Annotated in this window: 20 protein-coding genes; 3 read left to right on the plus strand and 17 right to left on the minus strand. The window is 55.8% G+C overall.

Going from position 1 to position 19235, the window contains the following annotated elements:
- Window positions 1-6: 6 nt before the first annotated feature.
- The 5 genes from UR504_RS00855 to UR504_RS00875 all read right to left on the minus strand — a co-directional run bounded on the left by UR504_RS00855 (window position 7) and on the right by UR504_RS00875 (window position 3632).
- Window positions 7-1002: an alpha/beta fold hydrolase gene (locus UR504_RS00855; RefSeq protein WP_274243157.1), complete on the minus strand. Its 996-nt coding sequence runs from the start codon at window positions 1000-1002 to the stop codon at window positions 7-9.
- A 145-nt stretch (window positions 1003-1147) separates the two neighbouring features.
- Window positions 1148-1588: a GNAT family N-acetyltransferase gene (locus tag UR504_RS00860; RefSeq protein ID WP_302235001.1), complete on the minus strand. Its 441-nt coding sequence runs from the start codon at window positions 1586-1588 to the stop codon at window positions 1148-1150.
- Window positions 1589-1600: 12 nt separating this feature from the next.
- Window positions 1601-2071, minus strand: coding sequence for a GNAT family N-acetyltransferase (locus UR504_RS00865; protein WP_288461606.1), 471 nt, complete (start codon window positions 2069-2071; stop codon window positions 1601-1603).
- A gap of 11 nt (window positions 2072-2082) precedes the next feature.
- Window positions 2083-2670, minus strand: a complete 588-nt coding sequence (locus UR504_RS00870; protein WP_302234998.1) for a hypothetical protein — start codon at window positions 2668-2670, stop codon at window positions 2083-2085.
- Window positions 2670-3632: a hypothetical protein gene (locus UR504_RS00875; RefSeq protein ID WP_032674783.1), complete on the minus strand. Its 963-nt coding sequence runs from the start codon at window positions 3630-3632 to the stop codon at window positions 2670-2672. The genes UR504_RS00870 and UR504_RS00875 overlap by 1 nt, the downstream gene beginning before the upstream one ends.
- A gap of 176 nt (window positions 3633-3808) precedes the next feature.
- On the opposite strand from UR504_RS00875, the gene UR504_RS00880 reads away from it, so the two are divergent.
- A complete protein-coding gene (locus tag UR504_RS00880; protein WP_115875058.1) occupies window positions 3809-4357 on the plus strand; it encodes a GNAT family N-acetyltransferase in 549 nt (182 codons plus the stop codon).
- Here UR504_RS00880 and UR504_RS00885 read toward each other — a convergent pair.
- The 9 genes from UR504_RS00885 to sad all read right to left on the minus strand — a co-directional run bounded on the left by UR504_RS00885 (window position 4345) and on the right by sad (window position 14712).
- Entirely contained in the window at window positions 4345-5259 is a 915-nt protein-coding gene (locus tag UR504_RS00885) for a bestrophin family protein (RefSeq protein WP_111964594.1), read from the minus strand. The two genes, UR504_RS00880 and UR504_RS00885, sit on opposite strands and share 13 nt — an antisense overlap.
- A 201-nt stretch (window positions 5260-5460) precedes the next feature.
- Window positions 5461-6912 (minus strand): tagaturonate reductase, encoded by a 1452-nt coding sequence (locus tag UR504_RS00890; RefSeq protein ID WP_302234991.1) that lies wholly within the window; start codon window positions 6910-6912, stop codon window positions 5461-5463.
- Window positions 6913-7029: 117 nt separating this feature from the next.
- The gene (locus UR504_RS00895; RefSeq protein WP_111964596.1) at window positions 7030-7557 is read right to left on the minus strand and encodes a GNAT family N-acetyltransferase; all 528 of its coding nucleotides are present in this window, start codon (window positions 7555-7557) and stop codon (window positions 7030-7032) included.
- Between the two features lie 82 nt (window positions 7558-7639).
- Window positions 7640-8605: a sensor domain-containing diguanylate cyclase gene (locus tag UR504_RS00900; RefSeq protein WP_302234989.1), complete on the minus strand. Its 966-nt coding sequence runs from the start codon at window positions 8603-8605 to the stop codon at window positions 7640-7642.
- A 119-nt stretch (window positions 8606-8724) separates the two neighbouring features.
- Window positions 8725-10164, minus strand: a complete 1440-nt coding sequence (locus UR504_RS00905) for a diguanylate cyclase (protein WP_274243138.1) — start codon at window positions 10162-10164, stop codon at window positions 8725-8727.
- A 113-nt stretch (window positions 10165-10277) separates the two neighbouring features.
- Entirely contained in the window at window positions 10278-10634 is a 357-nt protein-coding gene (locus tag UR504_RS00910) for a DUF4186 domain-containing protein (protein WP_302234987.1), read from the minus strand.
- Complete coding sequence (gene glsB, locus UR504_RS00915) at window positions 10634-11560, minus strand: glutaminase B (protein WP_111964600.1); 927 nt, start codon at window positions 11558-11560, stop codon at window positions 10634-10636. Before glsB ends, UR504_RS00910 begins: the two co-directional genes overlap by 1 nt.
- 62 nt (window positions 11561-11622) lie before the next feature.
- Window positions 11623-13212, minus strand: a complete 1590-nt coding sequence (locus tag UR504_RS00920) for a methyl-accepting chemotaxis protein (protein ID WP_271367870.1) — start codon at window positions 13210-13212, stop codon at window positions 11623-11625.
- 111 nt (window positions 13213-13323) lie between these two features.
- Complete coding sequence (gene sad, locus UR504_RS00925) at window positions 13324-14712, minus strand: succinate-semialdehyde dehydrogenase (RefSeq protein WP_302234984.1); 1389 nt, start codon at window positions 14710-14712, stop codon at window positions 13324-13326.
- Window positions 14713-14810: 98 nt separating this feature from the next.
- Between sad and ptrR the strand changes: the two genes are divergently transcribed.
- Window positions 14811-15689 carry a putrescine utilization regulator PtrR gene (gene ptrR / locus UR504_RS00930; RefSeq protein WP_127730867.1) on the plus strand — a complete coding sequence of 293 codons (879 nt, stop codon included), beginning with the start codon at window positions 14811-14813 and terminating at the stop codon, window positions 15687-15689.
- Here the strand turns inward: ptrR and UR504_RS00935 are convergent.
- The 3 genes from UR504_RS00935 to UR504_RS00945 form a co-directional block, all read right to left on the minus strand.
- Window positions 15643-16125, minus strand: coding sequence for a GNAT family N-acetyltransferase (locus UR504_RS00935; protein ID WP_111964604.1), 483 nt, complete (start codon window positions 16123-16125; stop codon window positions 15643-15645). The genes ptrR and UR504_RS00935 overlap by 47 nt on opposite strands.
- A gap of 91 nt (window positions 16126-16216) precedes the next feature.
- Window positions 16217-17008, minus strand: a complete 792-nt coding sequence (locus tag UR504_RS00940) for a PhzF family phenazine biosynthesis protein (protein WP_111964605.1) — start codon at window positions 17006-17008, stop codon at window positions 16217-16219.
- A 27-nt stretch (window positions 17009-17035) separates the two neighbouring features.
- Entirely contained in the window at window positions 17036-17824 is a 789-nt protein-coding gene (locus UR504_RS00945) for a PhzF family phenazine biosynthesis protein (RefSeq protein WP_302234980.1), read from the minus strand.
- Between the two features lie 177 nt (window positions 17825-18001).
- Here UR504_RS00945 and UR504_RS00950 point away from each other — a divergent pair, with 177 nt between their 5' ends.
- A complete protein-coding gene (locus UR504_RS00950) occupies window positions 18002-19198 on the plus strand; it encodes a sugar transporter (protein WP_302234978.1) in 1197 nt (398 codons plus the stop codon).
- Window positions 19199-19235 lie beyond the last annotated feature (37 nt).

The raw sequence follows: 19235 nt of genomic DNA on the forward strand, positions 1-19235 counted from the left end.
CACATTTCAGAGTTTGTCAGCGTCAACAACGGCCTTAACAAAATCCTGCGGATCTTCCTGAGGCGGGTTGTGCCCTACGGTGGCCCCAAAAGTGCGGTGCTCGTACTTACCGGTAAATTTACCCGCATAGGCCTGCGGTGCAGGATGCGGCGCGCCGTTGTTCCCACCTTCGATGGTGATCGTTGGAACGGTGATATTCGGCAGCGTGGCCAGTTTCTGCTCGTAGCTGTCGTATTTGCGCTCACCTTTTTCCAGCCCTAAGCGCCAGCGATAGTTGCTGAGCGTCACGGCGACGTGGTCCGGATTGTCGAGGGATTTGGCGCTGGCGTTAAAGACAGCATCGCTAAATTTCCAGTCAGGCGATGCCTGAGACCAGATTAAACGGGCGAAGTCATGCGTGTTTTTCGCATAGCCCTCAGCACCGCGCGCGGTGGCGAAGTAGAACTGATACCACCACTGCTGCTCCGCTTTTGGCGGCAACGGCTGTTTGCCAATCTGCTGGCTGCTGATGAGATACCCGCTCACTGAAACAAGTGACTTAACGCGCTCGGGCCACAGCGCCGCAACGATATCTGCCGTTCGGGCACCCCAGTCATATCCTGCAAATACCGCCTGCTTAATATTCAGGGCGTCCATCAGGTTCACAATATCTTTCGCCATGGCTGAAGGCTGGCCGTTGCGCGGCGTTTTGGCTGACAGGAAGCGCGTGGTGCCGTAGCCTCGCAGAGAAGGCACAATCACCCGATAGCCTTTTGCCGCCAGTGCGGGTGCAACCTCGGCGTAGCTGTGAATATCATAGGGCCAGCCGTGCAGTAAAATAACCGGCTGACCGTCTTTCGGGCCGAGGTCGACATAACCGACGTTCAGATCGCCGGCGTTAATTTGCTGCGGATGATCAAAGGCGGCCGCGACATTCGTGCCGGTGACTTCGGCCTGACAGGACATCACGGTGCCAAGAGAAATGGTCAGTGCAAGGGTCGAGTATGCGAGTTTGCTAAACATGTTGATATCTCCGGTTGATTACAATTCACGGGGATATAACAACACTGCAGTGTATAGCGGATATGTGCGAAAGCGGGTTTATTGCAAGCCTGTGTATGTATCCGGGACCTTGATACAGTGTGATACAAACACAGGTGCTGGAGTCTTAGATGGAGAGACGATAGCGGACGTAATCGTCAGCCTCACCGTATTTGTCATAGAGTTTACGCGCCGGGTTGTTCTCCCGGGTGACCCAGTACAGTTTTGACCAGCCTTCGCGCTTGCCTTCCTCAATCAGGGCGTCAATGAGCGCTTTACCTGCTCCCGCCCCGCGTTCATCGGCATCAACAAACAGATCTTCCAGGTAGCAGATGGGCGCGGTAGACCAGGTTCCTTCATGCAGAATACACATCGCGAAACCGATGACCTTTTGGTCCTTCTCGACCACCCGGCAGAACATCGGTGAATGCGCTGAGAGCGCCCTTTCCCACGTCGCTGCGGTGACGGGTTCCTCGAGGTAGCAATCATAAAAATGGGTATAGCCATCCCACAGCGGTCGCCATTGGGAATAATCGTTTTCGCATAGAGGTCTTACCGTGACGGCCATGTGTTCCTCACATTACAAGTCGATCGCCATTTCAAAACAGCGTAAATCAGCCCCCGCCATACGCGAATGATGATAGTTTTCGCGCAGCGTGATAAACCCCAGCGTCTGATAAAACGACTGTGCGTTAGGGGTTGCATCCAGCCTCAGACGGGTTATCCCCCGGCTACGGGCTTCATTTTTGAGCGCCTCGATAATCCGGGTCGCCATGCCTTTACCGAATGCCGCGGGCAAGGTGAATATCGCCTCCAGACAGTGGGTATCCAGATCCAGATAGCCGGTCGCCGCAACGTCGCCCTTTTCATCTTCCACCACGTAAAAAGGGTATTCAATGACCATCTGCCGATAGCGTTCGGGCATGAGATCCGGCGTCCAGCGCGCAATGACGTCGGCATCGTAACTGGTTTTACAGCCGTGACGAATCGCCTGGTTGCGAATGTTCCAGAGTGTTTCGGCTTCCTGCGGCGTGGCTTTTCGTAATGTCATAACCTCCCCCTTTAACGGCTTTTTAGCCGCATTTCCCGTGCCAGTCTGGCAAGACGCTGAGTACGACAATAGAGCGTAAATAGAACAAAGCCGCTGCCGTTCATCACCACCCGACAAAGTAACAGCGCGAAAGATGCAATGACGTGTGGCCAGAGGCTTCCATCATGAGAAAGCATGACATGTAGAACCTGAACGAGGGTCGTTATCAGCAGGATGATGAACAACCCCATAAAGCCCGACAATCCCGACGTCTTTCCACGAGCCAGTAGTACGCTTGTCACAATGAGCGCGCCTGTCATCGTCAATGATGGTAAGAAAAAGCTCAATGCATGATGTAAAGGTGACAAACCCTGCAACGTGCTGAGAAAAGGCAAAAGGTTTAGCGCAAACGCCACTAAAAACAGAGGTAACAGCATAGCTACCGGGTAAGGATTTTGACGCGGAAGCTCGCTGAGGGGGCGCGAAAAATACCGTTCCAGCTCGGGAGTGGAATTATCCAGAAGGCGGGTATCACGACGAGCAATAGCCTCCTCTATATCTTTACCATGTTGCAGGAGATCCTGGAAAACCCGTCCGGTTAACAAACTCAAAAACTTCATCAGAATACCGCCAGTGACTGAATGGTACCGATAATGTATTTACCGGTCCGTGGTAAGTTACTGGGCGCTGCAATAACGCCGCTCACCGCACTTCCTGCCAATGCTGCGGCACTTGTTACCACTTGCCCAAGTTGTCGAGTGAGTTCTACCTGAACCGGCCCGGTTGGAAAGCGTTTCGGATAAAGACCCGCGCGGATAAGAGCCTTGATTTCTTTGTTGCTTATACCGGGGTTTTGCGCGCGAATTATCAATTCGGTCAAACGAGCACGATCCTGACGAGGATAGCTTTTTAACCATTCAGTGGCTTTCAAGGAAGATATGGATTTCATTGCACGCCAGGTGGTAACGGCTTCTTTTAATGCCCCACCTGCACTTGCTAACGAAATTACATCCAGTGATGTGGAGGTGGCGACGTACCATTCTTGCGTATCGAGCCATGCAACATTTCCGCCACCGTTTTCAACCAGATCATAAATTCGATAAAGACCGTTAACACATTGTAATCCGGTAGCGAGAGTACCAGCGTAGCCGATAGCCACTAAAACACCACTGCCTCCTGCGGTAAGAGGTGTTGCTGCCGTGCCTGCAAGCATTACACCTCCAGTAATGATCATCGCGCCACAGGATAGTACAGTCGACGCAAGCTCAGTACCCATGGATGTCGATGTCACAGCGTCAGTCAATGATTTACCTACGCTGGAGGTGGATGGCTGCGAGTTCGCTTTCGTTACAATTACGTGGGTTACAATACCACTTTGGCCATTAGGATGACGCTGACCAGAGCGAACCAGGTAGCGTTGAGTACCATCAGAATAAATGATACCGGCCTGAGCAAATTCGCGATTACAGTCCATGGCGGAACCCAGTGCTTTGAAATCGAAATCTGCAGCCCCTAAACCTGCCATTCGCGCATAATCATAACCGGGGAGATTGGTCTCAGGATTCATTCCAGGCAAAACCATACATTATTCCTTATGTGGGTAGGTAAGTTAGCCCAACTAATCTGATGGTAGTCGAACGCTCAGCAGAGCAAAATTTTGGTAGTAAATACGTTACAACGCAACTAAACAGAACGTCATATAGATGAAAATACCAGAACGCAAACAAAAGCATAACGCCTAAAAAGGGAGATCAGCGCATGACGATACCGACGCTCACGACAGAACGCTTACTGCTGAAACCGCTGGTAGCGGAAGATGCCGTCCAGATACAAAAGCTATATCCGCGCTGGGAGATTGTCCGTTATATGGTCTCCTCCGTGCCCTGGCCCTACCCGGATAACGGCGCGGAAAACTATGTCAACAACGTGGCGCTGCCGGATATGGCAAAAGGGATTGCCTGGTTCTGGAGCATCCGGCGACGCGATATGCCGGATGAATTGATGGGCATTATTTGCCTGTACGACGTCGAGGACAACAACCGCGGGTTCTGGCTCGCGCCGGAATTTCAGGGGCACGGATATATGCGCGAAGCCAGTATTGCCGCGACGGATTACTGGTTCAATACGCTAAATAAACCCGTATTGCGCGCACCGAAAGCCGCCGCGAACAGCCGCTCCCGGCGTATTTCAGACAGTAGCGGCATGCGGCTTATCAGGACGGAAAAGAAAGCCTACGTCAGCGGGATGCTGGACTCCGAGCTGTGGGAGATCACCCGCGACGAGTGGAACGCCCGTCAGGTCAGCTGATAGTGCTTATCCGGCATCAGCCTTTCCGGAATGTTCTCTTCATCGTTCATCTGCAGCAGATCGCGTTCCATCATGTTGCAGATGGCGTCCAGCGGCAGGTCATTATCTTCGGTGCCAAACGGATCTTCCAGCTCTTCCGCAAGGGTGTCCAGCGAGATAAAGGTGTAGGAGATCAGCGCCGAAACGAAGGGCGTCATGTAGTGCAGGTCCACAACCAGCGCGAAAGGCAGCATGATGCAGAACAGATATACCGTGCGGTGCAAAATCAGCGTATAGGCAAACGGTACCGGCGTGGTTGCAATGCGCTCGCAGCCGGAAAGGACGATAGACATGTCGTTCAGACGATTGTTCAGGCTATGGAACAGAATGTCTGAGAGTTGCCCGTTTCGCCGCCGCACGGCCAGCCACTCCCCCATGATCAGTAAAATACGGTTCGCCGGTGAGTTGGCGCTCATCACGTGACGTAAATCATCCGCAGCAAGATAGCGAGAGAGTTGCTCGGCGTTCAGCTCCCGGCGCAGGGTCATGCGCAGGCAGTTGGCAAAAGCAATCTGCAGGCGGACAAATTCGCCCAGGTGCTTATCGTCAGGCAAGGTGTTTTTTACCTCGCGAAACAGCGAGCGTGCCGCTATCATCAGCTGCCCCCAGAGCAGCCTCGCCTCGACGTAGCGTGAATAACAGGCGTTGTTTCTGAAACCCAGAAAGATAGCGATCGCCACGCCGAGAATGCTAAATGGCGCCACGGTAAATTTGATACCGAGCGACGTATACCACGGTAACATCAGGATAACGGCGATAGAGAGCAGGAAGTTGAGCAGCAATCGGGTATAGATCTTGGGAAGTACCGAACCGTGCCAGACAAAAATCAATTGTAGCCAGTGCTGTTTAGGACGAACGATCATAGTGAGTTTCAGGAAAGAAAAGAGCGAGGCTATTAAACGTGATCCCCGTCACCGTTGCAAGCATGTTAACGGAACATTGCATTCTCTCCCCTGAGTAACGAAAACCGCACGGTGCTGCATGTGCTTTTTAAAAACAAAGCCAATAGTATGTTGTAACTAAATAATGTCGTATTCAAACCCGGCCGAAGCCGGGTGAACCTATTAACAAAGCGGTTTAGCCGCGGTGCGCATGCCCTTAAGCAGAATGGCATCCAGATCCAGCGTCACCTGGTCGACAAGACCGTTCACCTGCGTCAGATCCTGTTCCCAGTGCTCTCTCACGCTAAGCACCGACTGCACCAGTTCACGGGTGCTCAGCTGCCGATCGCGGTGCTGCGCCCACAGCTGCTGATAACGTTCCAGCCAGCATGCATCATCCTGCACCGGATAGTTCTCCCCGTTACGTTCCGCGCGATAAAAAGCGATCAGTGCGGCCAGAGCAAACGTCAGGCGTGCTGGTAATTCCCCCGTTGCCTTCTGCCCTGCCAGCAGCTGCGGCAGGATGCGGGTGCGGTATTTGGTCATGCCGTTAAGCGCGATGGAGAGCAGCTGGTGTCGGATGTAGGGGTTGCGAAAACGTCCAGTTACCGCACTGGCGAAAGTTTCCAGCTCGTCACGCGGCAGATCGAGGACCGGAATAATCTCCTGATAAATCGCTTTTTCGACGAACGCGCAGACCTCGGCATCATTCATCGCCTCGCCTACCGTATCCAGCCCGGCCAGGAACGCGACCGGCACCAGCGCCGTGTGCGCGCCGTTCAGGATGGCGACTTTGCGCTCTTTGTAAGGCCTGATGTCATCGACAATCAGCACGTTTAACGGGTACTTATCCAGACGAAGCTCGTGCGCAAGGGATGCTGGCCCCTGGATAACGAACAGATAGAAATGTTCAGCCGTGTCCAGGAACCGATCGTGATAACCCAGCTCAGCTTCAAGCGCAGCCGCTTCATCGCGCGGGTAACCGGTCACGATACGGTCTACCAGCGTCGAGCAGAAGCAGTTGGCGTCGTTTAGCCACCGGATAAAGGCCGCAGGCAGCGCCCATTCCTGCGCATAGCGCAGAACGAGTTCACGTAAGGCATCTCCGTTGTAGTCAATCAGTTCGCACGGGATGATGATCCAGCCTTTATCCGGCGCGCCGTTAAAGTGGCTGAAGCGCTCAAACAGTAGTCGCGTCAGCTTCGCCGGATAGCTCACTGCAGGGGCATCGTCGAATTTGTCACCTGCGTGGTAGCTAATACCCGCTTCGGTGGTATTCGAGAAAACAAACCGCATATCCGGATTGCGAGCCAGTTTCAGAAACGCGTCATAGTCTTCGTAGACGCTGATTTCACGGTTAACGGAGCGGATAAGACGGCTCTCGCTCACCGCTTCCCCCTGCCCGTTCAGGCCACGAACGATAGTGGTATAGAGACCATCCTGAGTGCTCAGCGACGGTGGAAAATCGCTCTGAATAGGACGGACGATAACCACGCCGGCATTAAGATCGGTATGTTCATTTAGCAGGTCGATTTGCCAGTCGACAAACGCACGCAGGAAGTTGCCTTCACCAAACTGAATGATGCGTTCTGGGTATTGAGCACCGGGAAAATCACGACGGTTGAGCGTGTTCACAAGGGGTTCCTTTTATGATTAGTCATACAGCCTGATAGGATTGGTACGATAACTTATCAAAACTTAACGACCAGAAACCCTGTTTTGATCAATACGTCGCGTAGTTGTGCAGAATATTTACAGGAACTTATAAAACACGGACGTGGCCGTCATGGCACCGTCCGGCATCAGCGCGTAGCGCGGGATCTCACCAACCTTTTGCCAGCCGGCACGCTGGTAGAAGGTTTCGGCCCCGCTGCCGGTGGAGGTATCAAGCACCAGAACCGAAATATCTCTGGCCCGGGCCTCAGCTTCCAGCGCTTCCATCAATGCCATCGCGGCCCCTTTCCGGCGCGCTTTCTCATGAACCAGCAGCTTTGCCACATCGGCCCGATGCGGCTGGTTTTCCGGCTGGTCTGTGATCAGCTGCACCGTTCCGATGACGCCGTCCTGCGCATCGACGCAGACAAGCACCAGCCGCTCGCCTCGCGCTACGCTTTCGGCAATACCGCGCCAGAAAATACGGGCCTTATCCAGGCTATAAGGGAGCATAAAGCTGACGGATGCCCCGCCGTTTACGCAGTTTTCGAGGATCCCGGCCAGCGCATCAATATGGGTAAGAATTTCGTCTCGGGTGAGGTTTTTGATTTGCAGTGAGGTATTCATTGTTTTTCCTTACGTTGAATACCATCACTGTGCATTTAACATCTTCTTAACGCAAACGGATCGAACATACGCTTTTGTTATGTCACCGGGCGCGCTGGCGCTGCTGTTTCATGGCATACATCTTTTCATCGGCATCTTTTAACCACTGCTGCAGGTCGTTGCCGTTATGATCGAATTCGCTAAGCCCCCATGAGAAATGAAGCGACCAGGGATGCAGCTTGCGGGCGTTATAACTTTCTACCTGCTCGGCGAGATACTGCATGGCAATCCAGGCCCCCTGCTCATCCGTATCCGCAAACAGCACGGCGAACTCGTCCCCGCCAAAACGCACCAGTAGATCTGCTTCACGGAAAGAGCTGCGCATCAGTTGCGCCATGGCTTTCAGCGCCTTATCTCCCTCTTCATGGCCGTAGCGATCGTTAATCTCCTTAAAACGATCCAAATCCAGCCAGCCAAGGGTCAGCGGCTCAGCCCGGCGCCGGGCAACGGAAAGCGTGAAACGTACAAGCTGATTAAAGCCCCGACGGTTGAATAACCCGGTTAATTCATCCGTGGTCGCCGCACTGATGGCAGCAAATTCATCTTCCGCCAGCGCGCCCAGGTCCCCCAGCACGGCGAGGTCGGACGCTGAAAATTCACGGGGAGCGTAATCAATCAGGCACAGCGAGCCCACGCTCGCGCCGTCACGCAGGCGCAGCGGGAAGCCCGCGTAAAACCGCACGCGCGGCTCACCGGCCACCAGCGGATTATCCGCAAAGCGATCGTCCTGAAGCATATCCCCCACCACCAGCGGCGCTTCGGTGAGTATCGTATGTCCACAGAATGAGATGTTACGCGGAACGGCGCTCGGTGCCTGACCATCAGCCGACTTGACGATCAACGAATGCTCATCGATAAGATTGACCATCGCCAGCGGCACCTGGAAAAAGCGTTTTGCCAGACGCGTTAAGCGGTCAAACGCCGGGGAACTGTCAATCTCAAGCAAACCAGACTCGCGCAGCGAGTTGAGACGTTCCGTTTCATTTTCAGGGGTTGCAGGTTCTTTCATAATGTCTCCTGACGTAAAGCGTTACTAAAAGCGTAGCTTAAACAGAGACATTGTCAGTGTTCTGACGTCCTGTTAAGCCGCTTACTATTCACGTCAATGCCTTATGACGATTAACGCAGCTATGTTTCACTCCCGGAAGGCGTAGCAATTTGCTCGTCCGCCACCCGGGCGCTGGTACGGTTTCGACCCGCTTTTTTTGAACGATAGAGATGATCGTCCGCCTCGGCCATGAGCTTGTTGAAGACCTCGGTCAACTGCCATGACTCTGCCTTTCCACTTCCGAGGCCAATACTGACCGTCAGATAGAGGGTCTGGTGACGCCATGTAAAAGGATGGCTGGCCACGGTGGACCGGATACGTTCAGCCAGTTCAAAACCGTGCTGCGCGTCGCCTGAATTAACTACCACCGCGAACTCTTCCCCGCCCATGCGCGCCACCATGCCGTCTTCACCGACAACCTGCTGAACCTGTCGGGCAAACGACGCCAGCACGCGGTCTCCGCACTCGTGGCCGTAGTTATCATTAATGCTTTTGAAATAATCAATATCCAACAGCATGACGGTCAGAAAACGTGTATGCCGGTAGGTTTCTTCCTGCTTTAACGCCTCATAAAGCCCGGAACGCGAATAGACGTGCGTTAAGAAGTCATAATCCGCCCGCAGGGAAACCTGACGGATCAGGGAGTTAATCGCCGCCATGCTGACGGAGACCATCACCGGACAGATCGCCATCGTGGCGATCCCCAGCCGGGCTGAAAACATCATTGGGGTGGTAAACGGCGTCGCCACGGCAATGTTAATAATCGAGTTGGCGACCAGAATAATTTCAGTGGCGCCCGTGATAAACGTTAGCAGACAGGTCGCAGGCAATGAGTAACGAACCGCACACCAGATAAGTGCAGGCAGAGGAAACGAGAGGCTCCCCGCTCCGCCAATCACCACCGAAGCGACCACCGAGACGATCAGCGCAATCACAGGCAGCAACTGCTCCAGACGTAACCTGAGTTCATGCCCGGGCATGCATAACGTGAGCATACAAGGCACAACAAGCACGCCGGTTGAGAACTGCTCGCTAAACCAGTCGGCAAACAGCGGCCAGAAGGTGTGACTGTCAATCCCAACCGACCCCACCGCGCCGAGGAAGGCACAAAGCAGCGCGGCAATCAGGCAGTAGTTAAACAGGCGTAATGCGTTAAGCGGATCCGGGGTTTTCTTCATTAGCCGCTTGTCGCGCTGAATCAGCACGGCGACGGCAACGATAAAGATCATGTTAGACAGGTTGATCACCACTGAAGCGATACCCCAGTTGGTCGTCACCGCGTCGTACAACAGCATCGCGACATAACATACCGCATAGTAGTGCAGGCGATTCAGGTAAACATAGCGGGCGAAGATCCCTGCCATGACGCCATTCAGCGGCCAGAACAGAGAGAGGGCCTCAACGAGCCGTAACTCCGCGCCCACAAAATAGAATAAGGTGGTGAGGATAAAGATCGTCGATGCATTTCGCAGCGGCGTGTCAACCTGGAACGGCCTGAAGGCAGTAAGAGCAGAACGCATTAAATATCATTCCATATGAAAGCTTACGGCAATTATTGCGGTCGTCAGCACGATTGGGACTAACTTAGGATGCATCTATAACACAAATAACACAGGAGCATAACTCGTCAAATTTAGGCGTTCATTTGCAACACCAGCCAGTGGTGAATGACGCCGACAATATAATTTTGCTGCTGCGCAGTGAGCGTCACACCCTGTGGAATGTTATGCCATTTTGCCAGACAGCCCCGACAACAGGTGGCCGTGGCATGCTGGGCGATAAACACCGGGTGTCCGCGCATGGGCGTCTGCTTGCCGTCGTTTGCAGGTTGTGCAGGCGCAAGGCGCTTTTCGACAAAATCCGCGGCATGCTGGTCAATGGTTTCGGGGCCTTTGTCCCAGCAGTACTGTCGTTCCTTATCGCCTAAGCGAAAGCGCGAGCGAAATGTCGATCGCGCCAGGCGGGAAAAAAGAGGATCCAGATCGGACATCAGTATACGGAACGTCCCAGACGCTGGGTCAGTTTCTCCAGAACCGCGACACCGGCAAGCGAATTTCCCGTTTCATCCAGTTCCGGGCTCCAGACGGCAATCGCCATTTCGTGCGGCACAATCGCCACGACTCCGCCGCCAACGCCCGATTTAGCTGGCAATCCAACGCGCCAGGCAAACTCACCGGCGTTTTGATACATCCCGCTGGTGGCCATCAGCGCGTTAACCTGGCGAGCCTGTAGAGGAGAAACCACTTCCTGATCGAGATGCGGCGCATGACCCTGATGCGCAAGGAACAGGAACGTCTGAGCCAGCTCAACGCAGCTCATTTTCAGGGCGCAGTAATGGAAGTAGTTTTGCAGGACGGTCGCCACGTCGTTGTGGAAATTACCGAAGGATTTCATCAGCCACGCGATAGCCGCGTTACGGGCGGAGTGTTCAAACTCCGAGCGCGCTACCAGCGCATCATAGGCAATATCGTCAACGCCCGAGAGCTGACGAACAATCTCAAGCATTCGCTGGCGCGGAGCGCTGAGGCGGCTTTGCAGCATATCGCAGACCACCAGCGCCCCGGCATTGATGAAGGGGTTTCGCGGTTTCCCCTGTTCAATTTCGAGCTGAAGCAGCGAGTTAAAAGGCTGGCCGGAAGGATCTTTACCCACGCGCTGCCAAATCTCTTCTTCTTCGTACTGGCGCATCGCTGCAACCAGACTCAGCACTTTCGAAATGGACTGAATGGAAAAACGTTCAGTGGCATCGCCTGCCTGGAATCGTTGTCCGTCTATGGTACAGATAGCGATGCCCAGCTTATTCCCGCTTACCGAGGCAAGGGCCGGAATATAGTCGGCAACCTTCCCCTTTCCAATTAACGGACGAACCTGCGCCAGAATCTCGTCCAACATCTCATTATGGATGACCGCAGCCACACTTTGCTCCTTGCCCTCAGGCTAAAACGGGCTGCGAGTATAACAGAGGCTTATGTATTACGTCAGGCGCTAAGACGAAAACGCGAAACGGCCTGCAATAAAAGATCGGATTGCTTTTGCAGCCGCTCTGAGGCATCCGAGGCGTCTGAGACCAGCAAATCCGTCTGACGGGAGACCTGATTCAGCGCCTGAAGCTGACGCGTCATCTGGTGAATACTCTCTCCCTGGCTGAGCGTGGCGGTGGAGATCTCATTAAGCAAACTGCTTAGATTGCCCACCAGCCCGGTGACCTGCTGGAGATTCTCTTCCATCAGGGTGACGGCGCGGGAACCGTCTTCAATGCCCTGCAGCGAGCGGTTGATCAGCTCCTGTATGGTCTGCGTCGAGTGGCTGCTCTTTCTGGCCAAAAGACCGACCTCCCGGGCGACGACGGCAAACCCGCGTCCCTGGTTTCCTGCATGGGCAGCTTCGATGGCGGCATTGAGCGCCAGGATGTTGGTCTGAAACGCCACGCTGTCGATCATCGCCACGATCCCGCGCATCTCAGACGATCGGTCGACGATCGCCTGCATGGACGCGTTTACGGTTAACATTATCTGGTCTCCGCCCACGGCGGCCTGGCGCGCCTCATCGGCCCGCGAGCTGGCGAGCCTGGCATAGCCGGTATTCCCTTCCACATGGCTTTCCAGCGACGCGATATGCGCCGTCACATCCTCAAGCTCTTTCGCCTGACGCGCTGACTGCTGATACAGCTTCTGGTTACCCTCCGCCAGGGAGCCGATGTTTTCCACCATCGTGGCGGTGGCATGGCTGACCTGCGTCACCAGCTGCTGCAGGCCGTGCTGCATCGTGGCGATACTGTCGCTGAGCTGCCCTATCTCCCGGTTGAAGCGCATGACGTTGGGCGGCGTGCCGGAGAGATCCCCTGCTGCCAGCCGGTTGATATGCGCGATGAGCCGACGAAGCGGCGTAATCACCCATCTCGACATGCCGAACCACACGATAACCGCGATGGCGAGCAACAGCACAGGCGCAAACAGGAACAACGTTTGCAGGCCGGATAGCTGTGCCATGAGGCTCTGGCGCCCCTGCATGGCCAGCTTCTCGCTTGCCTGCTGATAGCGCGCATAGTTGTCGTTAAAATCCGTCTGAAACGCCTGCGCCGGGACGGCAAAAAAAGCGTCGATGGTGTTGGTTTTGACCAGACCTTCAGCCTGCTCTTCGATCGCGCCGTAGAAAAGTTGATAGCTGTTCACCAGCGCGTCGTCTTTCGGCGGATTCAGCGCCAGCCAGGCCTTCCACGCCTGCTGAGACACCGTCAGCGCCTTTTGCGCATCATCCATCAGGCTATGCCAGCTCCCGTCGGATCCGGTCTCTTTATCCTGCATAAACCAGACGCCGGACCGGTTAAGCAGGTCGCTTGCCGCCAGCAGGGAAACACGGGCCTGATCCAGCTTGCTCTGCTGCTGCCATGCCAGAAGGTTTTGCTGCTCGTTGCGCTGGGCGTCGTTCAGGGAGGCGTTAAGCAGAAATGACGAGGAGAGCTGCAGCGCGGAGAAAAGGCCAATAATACAAAAGATCCCCGTCAACAGGCCAAAGTGACGGGGAGTAAGACGCTGCGCAATACGGCGAAAAATTTGCGTTAGGTTCATAATTAGCTTCATTTACAAGGCGTTAGACGCGAGCGAGTCTACGAAATGAAAATGACAGAACCATTGCAGATTAGTGACAACGGCCCTCGTGCTGAGGGCCGAAATTAAGGATTACACGCGATCCTTCCATACCGTCTGCGCGTTACAGAACTCGTGCAACCCAAAGTGGGAAAGCTCGCGTCCAAAGCCGCTTTTCTTCACGCCACCGAAGGCCACGCGCGCATCGCTGGCGCTATAGCCGTTGATAAACACGCCGCCGCACTCCAGCTCGCGCGAGAATTTATCCGCAAGCTCTGCGTCAGCGGTGAAGACCGTCGCAGACAGGCCAAAGTCGCTGTCGTTGGCAAGCGTCAGGGCGTGATCCGCGTCTTTCGCGACCGTAATGGCCGCGACCGGACCAAACAGCTCCTGACGGAAGGCCGTCATCGACGGGGTAACGTTCGCCAGCACGGTTGGCGCGTAATAGTTCCCCTCACCGCCGATCTTCTCTCCGCCCAGCAGCAGCGTTGCCCCTTCTGCAAGCGTCGCCTGCACCTGCTGATGCAGTTCATCGCGCAGGTCAAACCGCGCCATCGGGCCCAGGTAGTTCTTTTCTTCTTCCGGCGCGCCCATCTTTAACGCAGCAACCGCATCGACAAAGCGCTGTGTAAAGTTCTTCGCAATACCCTCTTCCACAATGAAGCGTTTGGCCGCCGCGCACACCTGCCCGGTATTCTGATAGCGACCCGCCACCGCCGCCTTCACGGCAAGATCCAGGTCGGCATCGTTGAGGACGATGAACGGGTCTGAGCCACCCAGCTCAAGCACGCATTTTTTCAGCGCGGCCCCCGCCTGAGCACCAATGGCTGCCCCGGCACGCACGCTGCCGGTGACGGTCACCGCCGCAATACGACGATCGTTAATCGCCTGGCTGACGCCGTCATTGGTGGCGTTCACCCAGCCGAACACGCCTTCTGGGAAACCCGCATCCGCAAAGATCTGCGCGATAAGATCCGCAGAGCCGAGCACGTTGGGGGCGTGTTTGAGCAGATAGCTGTTACCGGCCAGCAGAATTGGCACCGCGCCGCGCAGCACCTGCCAGAGCGGGAAGTTCCACGGCATCACCGCGAGGATCGGCCCCAGCGGACGGTATTCAATGACCGCGTTCTGGTTTTCCACCAGCGTAGGCTCCGCACGCAGCATCGCCGGGCCGTGCTCGGCATACCAGTCGCACAGACCCGCGGATTTTGCCACTTCCGCCCGCGCCTGCAGGATGGGTTTGCCCATTTCACGGGAGATCGTCTGCGCCATCTCTTCGGCGCGGTGTCGCAGCGCTGCGCCGAGATCGCGCAGCTTTTGCGCCCTATGGGCAACGCTTTCACGACGCCACTGGCGGTACCCCGCGTCGGACTGAGAAATTGCGCGGTCAACCTGTTCCGGCGTCGCCCAAGGCCAGGTTGAGAGGGTTTCACCCGTGGCCGGACTGACAGAGAAGGCATGTGTAGCAGATGAATAAGTCATGTTGTTCTCCACGTGTTTCGGTTGATTAATTGTGGCTCACTCTGCTATTTCTTAAAAATGAATAATACTAACCACCTTATTCACGAAACGAGAACATTATGGATTTAACCCAGCTTGAAATGTTTAACGCCGTCGCACTGACGGGCAGTATCACCCAGGCGGCGCAGAAGGTGCATCGCGTGCCGTCTAACCTGACGACCCGCATTCGCCAGCTGGAAGCCGATCTTGGCGTTGAGCTGTTTATTCGTGAGAACCAACGTTTGCGTTTATCCCCGGCCGGGCATAACTTCCTGCGCTACAGCAAGCAAATCCTCGCCCTGGTGGATGAAGCGCGCATGGTTGTAGCGGGAGATGAGCCGCAGGGGTTATTTGCCCTCGGCGCGCTGGAAAGTACCGCAGCCGTGCGTATTCCTGAAACGCTGGCGCAGTTTAACCAGCGCTATCCGCGCATCCAGTTTGCCCTTTCTACCGGGCCATCCGGAACGATGATCGATGGCGTACTGGAGGGAACCCTCAGCGCCGCCTTCGTCGACGGGCCGCTGTCGCACCCGGAGCTGGAAGGCATGCCGGTCTATCGGGAGGAGATGATGCTGGTCACGCCTGCCGGGCACGCGGAGGTCGCACGCGCCGCGCAGGTTAGCGGCAGCGACGTTTACGCTTTTCGCGCCAACTGCTCGTACCGTCGACACCTGGAGAGCTGGTTTCATGCTGACCGCGCCGCGCCCGGCCGCATTCATGAGATGGAGTCCTATCACGGCATGCTCGCCTGCGTTATCGCGGGCGCAGGCATCGCGCTGATGCCGCGCTCAATGCTGGAGAGTATGCCTGGGCATCATCAGATTGAAGCCTGGCCGCTGGCGGAAAACTGGCGCTGGCTCACCACCTGGCTGGTGTGGCGACGCGGGGCGATGACCCGCCAGCTGGAGGCCTTTATAGCGCTGCTAAACGAACGTCTTCAACCAGCGCCTTCTCCATAAACAGGCTGAGCGGGTCGTCAACGTACGGGGCAAACGCCGGGCGTAAATCGTATCCGCACTGTTCATAAAGACGCACCGCGGCGCGCTGTTTAATACCGGTCTCCAGCCGTACCGTGTGGCAATGACGGCTCAGGGCCTCATCTTCCAGGGCGGCCAGCAGCGTCTCGCCGAGATGCTGCCCGCGATGGGCCGGATCGATATAAACCCGCTTCATCTCGCCCGTTCCGTCGCCGTTGAGCACGATTGCGCCGCAGCCAACGGCCTGAAGCTGCTGGTCGCGAATGATCATCAGGATCAGCGAGGCTTCCGGCAGCGAAGCCAGATCGAGCAGATGATTACTTTCAGCGGGATAGAGTTCGCTCTGATAGCGGTCAAGCGCCGCGATCAGGCTAAGAATATCCGGGTGACGTGCAGATTCAGAGGTAATGGAATACATGGCAGGCTCCTTGCTTTTTTATGAGGCTAAATTTCAACATAGCGCAGGCCTGCCAGGGTGCTTCATAGTATTAACTTATCGCTCCGCCCTGTTAGCGCAAAAAGACACGCCCTTTCAGATACAGGGTGGCCTGACCGCCGATCAGCACGCGATCGCCCTTCAGCTCGCAGCGCAGATCTCCGCCACGGTGTGACACCTGGCGGGCATTGAGCGACGTTTTGCCCAACTTTTCGCTCCAGTAAGGGATCAGCATGCTGTGGGCAGATCCGGTGACCGGGTCTTCCGGCACCCCTTCGCCCGGGCAGAAGAAGCGGCTGACGAAGTCATATTCTTCTCCCGGCGCCGTCACGCAGACCATTTTATCCAGCGGAAGCAGCGCCCCAATATCCGGCGTTAACGCTTCCACCTGCTGCTGGCTCTCCAGCACCACCAGGTAATCACGTCCGACGCGCACCTCTTTTGCCTCAGTGATGCCCAGCGCGCTAAACAGCAGCGCAGGTGGGTTCTCGACAACCTCCGTTGACCACGCCGGGAAGTTCAGCGTCAGCCAGTCGCCGCTGCGTTTCACCGTCAGCTCGCCCACGAAGCGGGTGGTGAAGGTGATTTCAGTGTGCGGATAGTCGAGGTATTCGAAAATAACGTGCGATGCGGCCAGCGTAGCATGACCGCAGAGGTTAATTTCATCCAGCGTGGTGAACCAGCGCAGCTCAAACCCGCCGTCGGTGCGCACGAAAAAGGCGGTTTCAGACTGGTTATGCTGCTGCGCCATTTTGAGCAGCGTCTCGTCAGGCAGCCACTCTTCCAGAGGACATACCGCTGCCGCGTTGCCGCCAAAGGTTTTGTCGCTGAAGGCATCCACCAGATAAAAATCAATTTCCTGCATTGTCTCTTCCTCTCTTGTTATGGGTATTTAGCGCAGAAAAACTGTGCCTTTCAGATAAAGTGAAGCCTGTCCGCTCATCAGCACGCGCGAGCCTTTCAGCTCACAGCGCACGTCGCCGCCGCGCGCGGAAACCTGACGGGCAAGCATGGCTGTTTTCCCCAGCTGTTCACCCCAGTACGGGATCAGCATCGTGTGCGCGGAGCCGGTGACCGGGTCTTCCGGAACGGAAACGCCGGGGGAGAAAAAGCGGCTGACAAAATCGTATTCCCCCTCGCCGCGCGCCGTCACGCTTACCTTATGCTCGCCCGGCGTCATCGCCGAAAAGTGTGGCGCAAGCGCCTCGACCTGCTGGCGATTTTCCAGCACGATCAGCCATGCGCGCCCCTTACGGGCTTCAACGTAGCGGCTGATACCCAGCGCCGAGAGCATCTCCGGCGGAGGTGTCTCTTGATGGGTTGGACATGCCGGGAAGTCCAGCGTCATCCATTCCCCCTCCCGGGTTACCGTCAGGCGGCCAGAGGCGGTGTCAAAGTGGATCCGCGAGTCGGGGTAATCCAGTTCATTAAACAGAACGTACGCAGCGGCAAGGGTGGCGTGGCCGCAGAGATTGACCTCTGTAAGCGTGGTAAACCAGCGTAGCTCAATGCCCCCTTTAGTGCAGACGAAAAAAGCCGTTTCCGACTGATTATGCTGCTGCGCCATCTTCATCAAGGTCTCATCGGGCAACCATTCCTTGAGCGGACAAACGGCAGCCGGGTTGCCGCCGAACGTGATATCGCTGAACGCATCGATCAGATAAAAATCAATCTCCTGCATTGTCTTACCGCCTGTTTTTATTGTGTTGTTCTTTTATATTCAATGAAAACAGCGTTCCCGGCTACCGCTTTCATAAGGTAAATATTGAGATCTGCATCACATAATGGTTGAGTTTTCGCCGTTCAACGTTTTAAGATCGTCTCCTCTTCTTTTCAGCAACGAATCTCCGACATCCCTATGACAACGAACACAGTTTCCCGCAGGGTTGCGTGGCTACGCGTGGTCACGCTGGCCATTGCCGCGTTTATTTTTAACACCACAGAATTTGTTCCGGTTGGGCTGTTGTCTGACATCGCTGAAAGTTTTCAGATGGAAACGGCTCAGGTAGGCATTATGTTGACCATCTACGCCTGGGTAGTGGCGCTGATGTCCTTGCCGTTTATGCTGCTGACCAGCCAGATGGAGCGACGCAGGCTGTTGATCGGCCTGTTTGTCTTGTTTATTGCAAGCCACGTACTGTCGTTTATGGCGTGGAATTTTACGGTGCTGGTCATTAGCCGCATCGGCATTGCCTTTGCCCATGCGGTGTTCTGGTCGATCACCGCCTCGCTGGCTATTCGACTCGCACCGGCGGGTAAACGCGCCCAGGCGCTGAGCCTGATTGCCACCGGTACCGCACTGGCGATGGTGCTGGGTCTCCCGATTGGCCGCATCGTGGGGCAATACTTCGGCTGGCGTACCACCTTCTTCGCTATCGGCATGGGCGCGCTGGTGACGCTGGTGTGTCTGATTAAACTTCTGCCCGCGCTGCCGAGCGAACATTCCGGCTCGCTGAAAAGCCTGCCGCTGCTGATGCGTCGCCCTGCGCTGCTGAGTATCTACCTGCTGACCGCCATCGTCGTGACGGCACACTACACGGCGTACAGCTACATTGAACCGTTTGTGCAGGTGGTGGCGGGCTTTAGCGCCAACTTTGCCACCGTATTACTGCTGATCCTCGGCGGCGCGGGCATTATTAGCAGCGTGCTGTTCGGCAAGCTGGGTAACCGGCATGCCTCGACGCTGGTGAGCTGCGCTATTGGTCTGCTGCTGGCCTGCCTGCTGTTGCTGATGCCTGCCGCGGGCAGCGAAAGCAATCTGGCAATCCTCAGCCTGTTCTGGGGCGTGGCGATCATGATTATTGGCTTGGGCATGCAGGTGAAGGTCCTGGCCCTGGCACCGGATGCAACGGATGTCGCCATGTCGCTGTTCTCGGGGATTTTCAATCTCGGCATTGGCGCGGGTGCGCTGGTGGGAAATCAGGTCATACTGCACGTGTCGATGTCGGCGATTGGCTATCTGGGTGCCATTCCGGCACTGGTGGCGCTGATCTGGTCAGTGCTCATCTTCCGTAAGTGGCCGGTGGCGCTGGAGGAACAGGGGCAGCACGGGTAAGGTTTATTTATGCCGGGCAGCGCTGCGCCTACCCGGC

Origin of the sequence: Enterobacter sp. 241F3, assembly GCF_034106785.1 — a bacterium.
Lineage (GTDB): Bacteria > Pseudomonadota > Gammaproteobacteria > Enterobacterales > Enterobacteriaceae > Enterobacter > Enterobacter vonholyi.